Raw genomic sequence first — 6,768 nt, forward strand, 5'->3', positions numbered from 1 at the left:
CACCACCCACACCAGCAAACCGCCCATCCAACACATCCACCAACGTCAAACCCCCCACCGCAACCCCCACACCATCCCAACCACCCACCACCAACCCACGCTCACCCGCGACGAACACGTCGAACTCACCGACCGATGTATCCGCGTTCGCTGCAAAGGCGGCAAGAATTCGCGACATTCGCTGTGCAATGGTGCCGACCGCGGCGCGGTCGAATGCCGCCGGCTGATACCGCAGGCTCACCTGCAGCGTCGGTTCCGCGACCGACAGCACGGTGAGCGGGTAATGCGTGGCGTCGCGGGCATTCACAGCGGTGACGCGCATACCGGCTATGTCGGTGTTCCCGTCCATCCCCGAGGTATCGATCGGATACGACTCGAAGACCGACAGTGTGTCGAACAAATTGCCTGTCCCTACGGCAGATTGAATCGCGCCGAGTCCGACATAGTGATGATCGAGCAGAGCTGTCTGCTCGCCTTGTAGTCGAGCGAACAGCTGTGCACACGTCTCGTCCGGATCCAGTTGCACCCGGACAGGCAATGTGTTGATCAGCAGCCCCATCATGTTTTCCACACCAGGCAATTCAGGTGAGCGGCCCGAGACTGTGACGCCGAAGACTACGTCTTCGCGGGAAAGCATTCGAGACAACAGGACACCCCACGCCGCTTGGATCACCGTGTTCATCGTGATCCCGCTCCGCTGAACCAGCCCACCGAGTCCGTCGAGCACCGAATCGGGCAGATCGACGGCGACCTCTTCGGGTACCACCTGATCGGCGGTCGGCGCCGAAGCCGCCAACAACGTCGGCTCGTCGACGCCTTCCATGGCGTCCTCCCAGACCGCGAGCGAGGTCTCGATGTCGCGGTACGCCAACCATTCCAGATAGGTGCGGTACGACGGAGTCTGGGGCTGATCGGCTGGGACGCTCTCGACCGGGAGACTGTCGTCCGCGTATCTCATCAGCAGTTCGCGTACCAGCAACGGCATCGACCAACCGTCGAGAACGATGTGATGGTTTGTCACCACCAACACGCACCTCGTCGGCGAGGTTCGCAGCAACGTCAGCCGAAGCAGTGGCGGCGAGGCGAGGTCGAAGGGTGCGCTGCGATCCTCGTCGAGGCGGCGCTCCAGCTCTGCTTCGGTTGCCGATCCGCAATCACTCAGGTCGACCTCGGTCCAGGGAATCATTGCATCGTCGACAATCAACTGCACCGGTAGGCCGTGTGCGTCGTAGACGAACGCTGCACACAGATTCGGGTGGTTTGCCAGTAGTCCGGCAGCAGCGCCGCGCAAACGCTCGGAATCAACCGCTCCTTCCAGCTCGACGCACAACTGCGCTGTGTAGACGTCCGTCGACGTGGCCGCCAGTGAGGCATGGAACATCAGCCCGGCCTGAAGGGGCGACACCGACCAGACATCGTGCAATCCGGGGAAGTCGTTCTCCCAGCGTTCGATCTGTTGTTGGGCGACCGAGACCAGGGGAATGTCCGACGGCGTCAGACCGCCCGCATCAGGTCGCGATGCGTGCGCGGTGAGTCCGTCGAGCGCACGACGCCACAGTTCCGCGAACTCCGCGATGTCAGACCTGTCGAGCACTCCGAGGGGAAAGGTGAAAGATGCTGTCAGGCAGGGCCCGTCGACATGGTCCTCAACCGCCGCGTTGATGTCGATCACGGACGCCACAGGCATGGACCGATTCTGGGTTCCGCCGAGCTTTCGATTGCCCTCCACCGGCAGCCAGTCCTGTGTTCCGTCAGAGGAGCTGATCCGGCCCAGATAGTTGAAACTGATCTGAGGAGAACGGAATCGGCCGAGTGGTTCGCTCCCGCCCGACAGGTAGCGCAACATCCCGAATCCGATTCCATGATCGGGGATCGCACGCACGTATTCCTTGACGGCTTTGAGAGCCCGTCCGGCGTCGGCGCCACCTGCCAGCGCGTCGTCGACGTCGAGTCCGCCGAGGTCCACGCGCACCGGGTAGAGCGTGGTGAACCAACCAACGGTGCGCGCGAGGTCTGCGCCAGGAACCGCTCCTTCCTCGCGGCCGTGTCCTTCGAGCGTGATCAGGGCGGCAGCGGTATCCATACCGCGGCGTCGTCGCCACTCGATCGAGGCCAACGCAACAGCAGTGAGGAGTCCGTCGTTCACGCCGGCGTGGAATGCCGCAGGAACCGTGGTGAGTAGGTTCGTGGTCACCGGAGGCGGGATGTCCACTGTGACGGTGTCGACCGTGCCGTCGACGTCGATCGTGGGATCGAGTGGGCGCGAACCGATCAGCGGGTCATCGCCGTCAAGGATCGTTTTCCACATGTCCCGTTCGACGCCCCGGTCGCCCACGTGCTCGACAAGCCCGTGCGCCCATCGCCGGAACGACGTTCCGATCTGTGGCAGTTCGGGCGTGACACCGGCCCGGAGTTGTGCTGTCACCGTCGCCAGGTCGGTGACCAGAATGCGCCACGAGACGCCGTCGACAACCAGGTGATGAATCACCACAAGTAGTCGGCCCCGCTGGTTCGACAAGTCGGGTTTGTCGACCAGGTCGAACCAGATCACGCGCACCATGTCGGCCGCGGCGGCATCCAAGCTGTCGGCAGCGGCCTCGAGCTCTCCCGACGCCAAGGCCCTGAAACGTTCGTCGTCCACCGAACCGACAGCTACTCGATGGATCAGTCCTTCGGCCGAGATCGAGCCGGGTGGTAGGACTTCCATGACCCGGTCACTCTCGCCCAAGCGCGCTCGAAGCATTCCGTGGCGGTCCAGCAACACCTGGAGACCACGGACAAGGAGATCCTGGGTGAGATCAGCGGGAGCTGTCAGCAAGAGCGCCTGGGAGAACCGTTTCAATTCGCCGCCACGCAGCCCGCCACTGCTGCGGTCGAGCATCCACTGCGCCACCGGGCTCAGTGGAACAGTTCCGACAGCGGATCCGGGTAGCTCCACGAGCACATCAGGACCGTCCTGCTCCACGTGCGCCGACTCGGCAAGCGCAGCAACAGATTTGTGGTCGAATACGTCTCGGGGCGAGATGATCACACCAGCATCGCGAGCGCGGGCCACCAATTGGATGGACATGATGCTGTCTCCGCCGAGCTCGAAGAACGAATCGTGCACTCCTACGGTGTCCAGGCCGAGAACCTGCGCGAACAGAGCGGCAAGAAGATTCTCGGTTTCCGTTCGCGGTGTCCGGTCGGGTGTGGCCGTGGACGAGAAATCGGGTGCGGGAAGCGCTGCGCGGTCCAGTTTTCCGTGAACCGTCAGCGGAAGTGCGTCGAGCACCACCACCGCCGCAGGCACCATATACGACGGCAGACGCTTGCCTGCATGCGCGAGGACGTCTCGCGGATCGACACTCGCTCCGCGATCGGGAACCACGTATCCGATCAACCGATCCCTGCCGTTCAACCGATCCCTGCCGTCGCCGTTCCAGACGCCCGTCACCGCCTGGGCCACGCGCGGGTGCGTCTGCAGTGCCACCTCGACTTCCCCGAGTTCGATGCGGAACCCACGGACTTTCACTTGGGCATCGGTGCGCCCGAGATACTCCAGCTGTCGGTCGGGCGTCCACCGCACGCGATCGCCCGTGCGATAGATCCGCGTTCCCGGCGCACCGAAGGGATCTGCGACAAACTGCGAGGCGGTCAACGGGGATCGCCGGTGATAGCCGCGAGCGAGAGCCGGTCCGGCAAGATACAACTCTCCCGCGACACCTACCGGCACCGCTCTCAGACGCGAGTCCAGCACTACCTCGCTGAATCCGCGAGTAGGTGCGCCGATGGTGACCGGGTCGTTCGGAGCCAGTGCCGCACTGATGCTCGACACCACAGTTGCCTCGGTAGGACCGTAGGCGTTGAACATCTTTCTGCCCGGCGCCCAGCGGGCCACCAATTCCGGCGGGCAGGCCTCCCCACCTGTCACGACACAACCGACAGTGGTGAGTCCGTCTGGGGCGACGGACGCCAAAGCCGCCGGAGTCACAAAACAATGGGTGACGCGCTCGCGCTCCAGTAACGCCGCCAGCTCCGACCCGCCGTAGACGGTCGGTGGCACGATCACCATCGTGGATCCCGCACCAACGGCCAACATGAGTTCGAGAACCGAAGCGTCGAAACTCGGCGAAGCGAAGTGCAGAGTTCTGGATCGGGTCGTGGCGGCGAATGTCTCGCGCTCCTGGAGAGCAAAGTTGCTCAACCCGCGATGAGTGACCGTCACACCCTTGGGTGTTCCCGTTGATCCCGAGGTGTAAATCAGATAGGCCGGATTGTCGATTCGAATCCGTGCCTTCCGATCCTCGTCGGTGACTTTCGATGGCGAGTACGCCCACAGCCGTTCCTCGAAACCGGCATCGTCGAGGACCAGCCACGGCACGAGGCCGGACAATGCTGCGTGGTGAGCTCGGGTCGTTATCCCCCACGCTGCACCGGAGTCGCCCAGCATGTACTCGATACGTGCAGCAGGAAGTCCCGGGTCCACGGGAAGGAATGCTGCACCTGTCTTGGCAATGGACCACACCGCCAGAACGGACTCGACGGAGCGTGGGAGACACATCGCCACCACCGTTTCGGGAGCCACTCCGGATTCGATCAGCATGCGGGCCAATCGATTCGACTGTGCGTCTAGTTCGAGATAGGTCACTTCACGTTCCTCGAACACCAGCGCGACGGCGCCGAGATCCTGGGCGGTCGCCATATCTGTTGCTGTCGTGAGCAAATCGGGAAGGGTCTGAACAGCGGTGGAGATCACACCTCGCACGGGTACCAGTTCGGCTGACTCACGGGCGTCGAGGATATCGATATCTCCGATCCGCGATTGCGGATCCGTGGTGACGTACTCGAGAATCCGTTGCAGGCGGTCGACGAAGCTCCCCACTGTTTCCTCGTCGAAAATATCTGCGGCATATCCGAATTCAGCACGAATACCATCCGATTCACCGGCGGTGCCAGTGTTCTGCGCCACCGTCAACTGCAGATCGAAGGTGATGGTGTCGATCTCGACACCCACGTCGGTCACCTGCAGGTCGGGAAGTTCCAGTGTCGGTCGCTCGATGTCTTGGAACTCCAACATGACTTGAAACAGGGGCGAGTATGCCGTCGAACGTGAAGGATTCACTATCTCGACGACTCGTTCGAACGGCACGTCCGCATGAGTGAAGGCGCTCAGATCTACGTTTCGGACCTGGTCGAGGAACTCCCCGAAAGTCGCGCCGCGGTCCACTGCAGTGCGCAAGACCAACGTGTTGACGAACATGCCCACCAGGTCGTCGAGTTCGCGCTCCCCACGCCCGGCGATCGGAGTTCCGACGGCTACGTCCTCCTCATCGCTGAGCCTCGCCAGCAGCACTGCCAAGGCTGCGTGCACAACCATGAAGACGGTGGCGTTGTGTTTGCGCGACAGGGCAACCACACCGGCATGAACCTCCGGACTGAACTCGAACCGAATCCGTCCGCGTCGAAGCGAACGCACATCACCGCGCGGACGATCGGTCGGAATGTCGAGAACTTCCGGTGCACCCGCAAGATTCTCGACCCAATAGGCGAGCTGTTTCGAGATCAAAGACCGAGAGTCGGATTCCGAACCCAACCAACCACGTTGCCACAACGCATAGTCGGCGTACTGGATCTCGAGCGGCGCCCACCGAGGAGCCTCGCCGCTCACACGGGAGGTGTATGCGCTCATGAGATCTCGGGCCAGCGGTACCGTGGAGAATCCGTCGGCGGCGATGTGGTGAATCACGATCACCAGGACATGCGAGTGGACCTGGTCGTCTCGCCGCAACAAGGTGGCGCGCATCGGGACCTGCTGCAGGACGTCGAAACCATCCGAAACGATCTGCCGGCAACGCTCGCGCAGCTCTTCCTCTCCCTGCACAAGTATCGGTGCAAGATCCGATACCACCTGTGAGGTAGACATGATCACTTGACGCGGGCCGTCGTCAGTGAGAGGAAAAACAGTGCGCAAGGACTCGTGCCGCTCGACGACGTCGACAAATGCCGCGTGAAGTGCACTCAGATTCACTGTGCCGTCGAGCCTCAACGCGCACGCGACGTTGTAGGCGGCGGACTCGGGGTCGAACTGATTCGCAAACCACATTCGCTCCTGCGCCGGCGAAAGTGGGATATCCGTCGTCGCACCCCGCGGCCTCAACGCCGGCTTGGCCCCCTCTCCTCCGCGACACTGCGCCAACTCGGCCAGCGCTGCAACGGTAGAAGCATCGAAGACGTCGCGGATGTCGATCCGTTCGCCGAGAACAGAATTCACTCGCGCAACCAACCTGACTGCACTCAGAGAGTTCCCACCAAGGGCAAAGAAATCGTCGTACACGCCCACCGTCGACGTTCCCAACAGATCATCGAAGATTGCGGCAACCGTCTCCTCGACCGGCGTTCGCGGCGCAACATACTGCAGCGATTGAGGTTCGAAGTTGACGTCCGGGAGGGCTTTACGATCCAACTTCCCATGCACCGTCACCGGAAACTCCCCCAACACCACCACCACCGACGGCACCATAAACCCCGCAAGAGACCTCCGCACCCCCTCCAACACCACCACCTCATCGACCACCACCCCCACCTCACCCACCACAAACCCCACCAAAAAATCCCCACCCACACCCGACCGCAACACCACCACCGCACCAGCCACCCCCACCTGAGCAGCCAACACCGCCTCCACCTCACCCAACTCCACCCGCTGCCCCCGCACCTTCACCTGAAAATCCGTGCGCCCCACAAACTCCAACACCCCACCACACCCCCACCGCACCACATCCCCCG

1 protein-coding gene is annotated in these 6,768 nt (G+C 62.6%); it reads right to left on the reverse strand.

The window, feature by feature from the left end; translation table 11 throughout:
* Window positions 1-6,768, reverse strand: a 6,768-nt coding sequence (locus FEZ59_RS29595; protein ID WP_242459970.1) for a non-ribosomal peptide synthetase, incomplete at both ends; no start/stop codon positions are given.

The organism is Rhodococcus sp. MS13 (genome assembly GCF_013277835.1).
Classification (GTDB): Bacteria; Actinomycetota; Actinomycetes; order Mycobacteriales; family Mycobacteriaceae; genus Rhodococcus_F; species Rhodococcus_F erythropolis.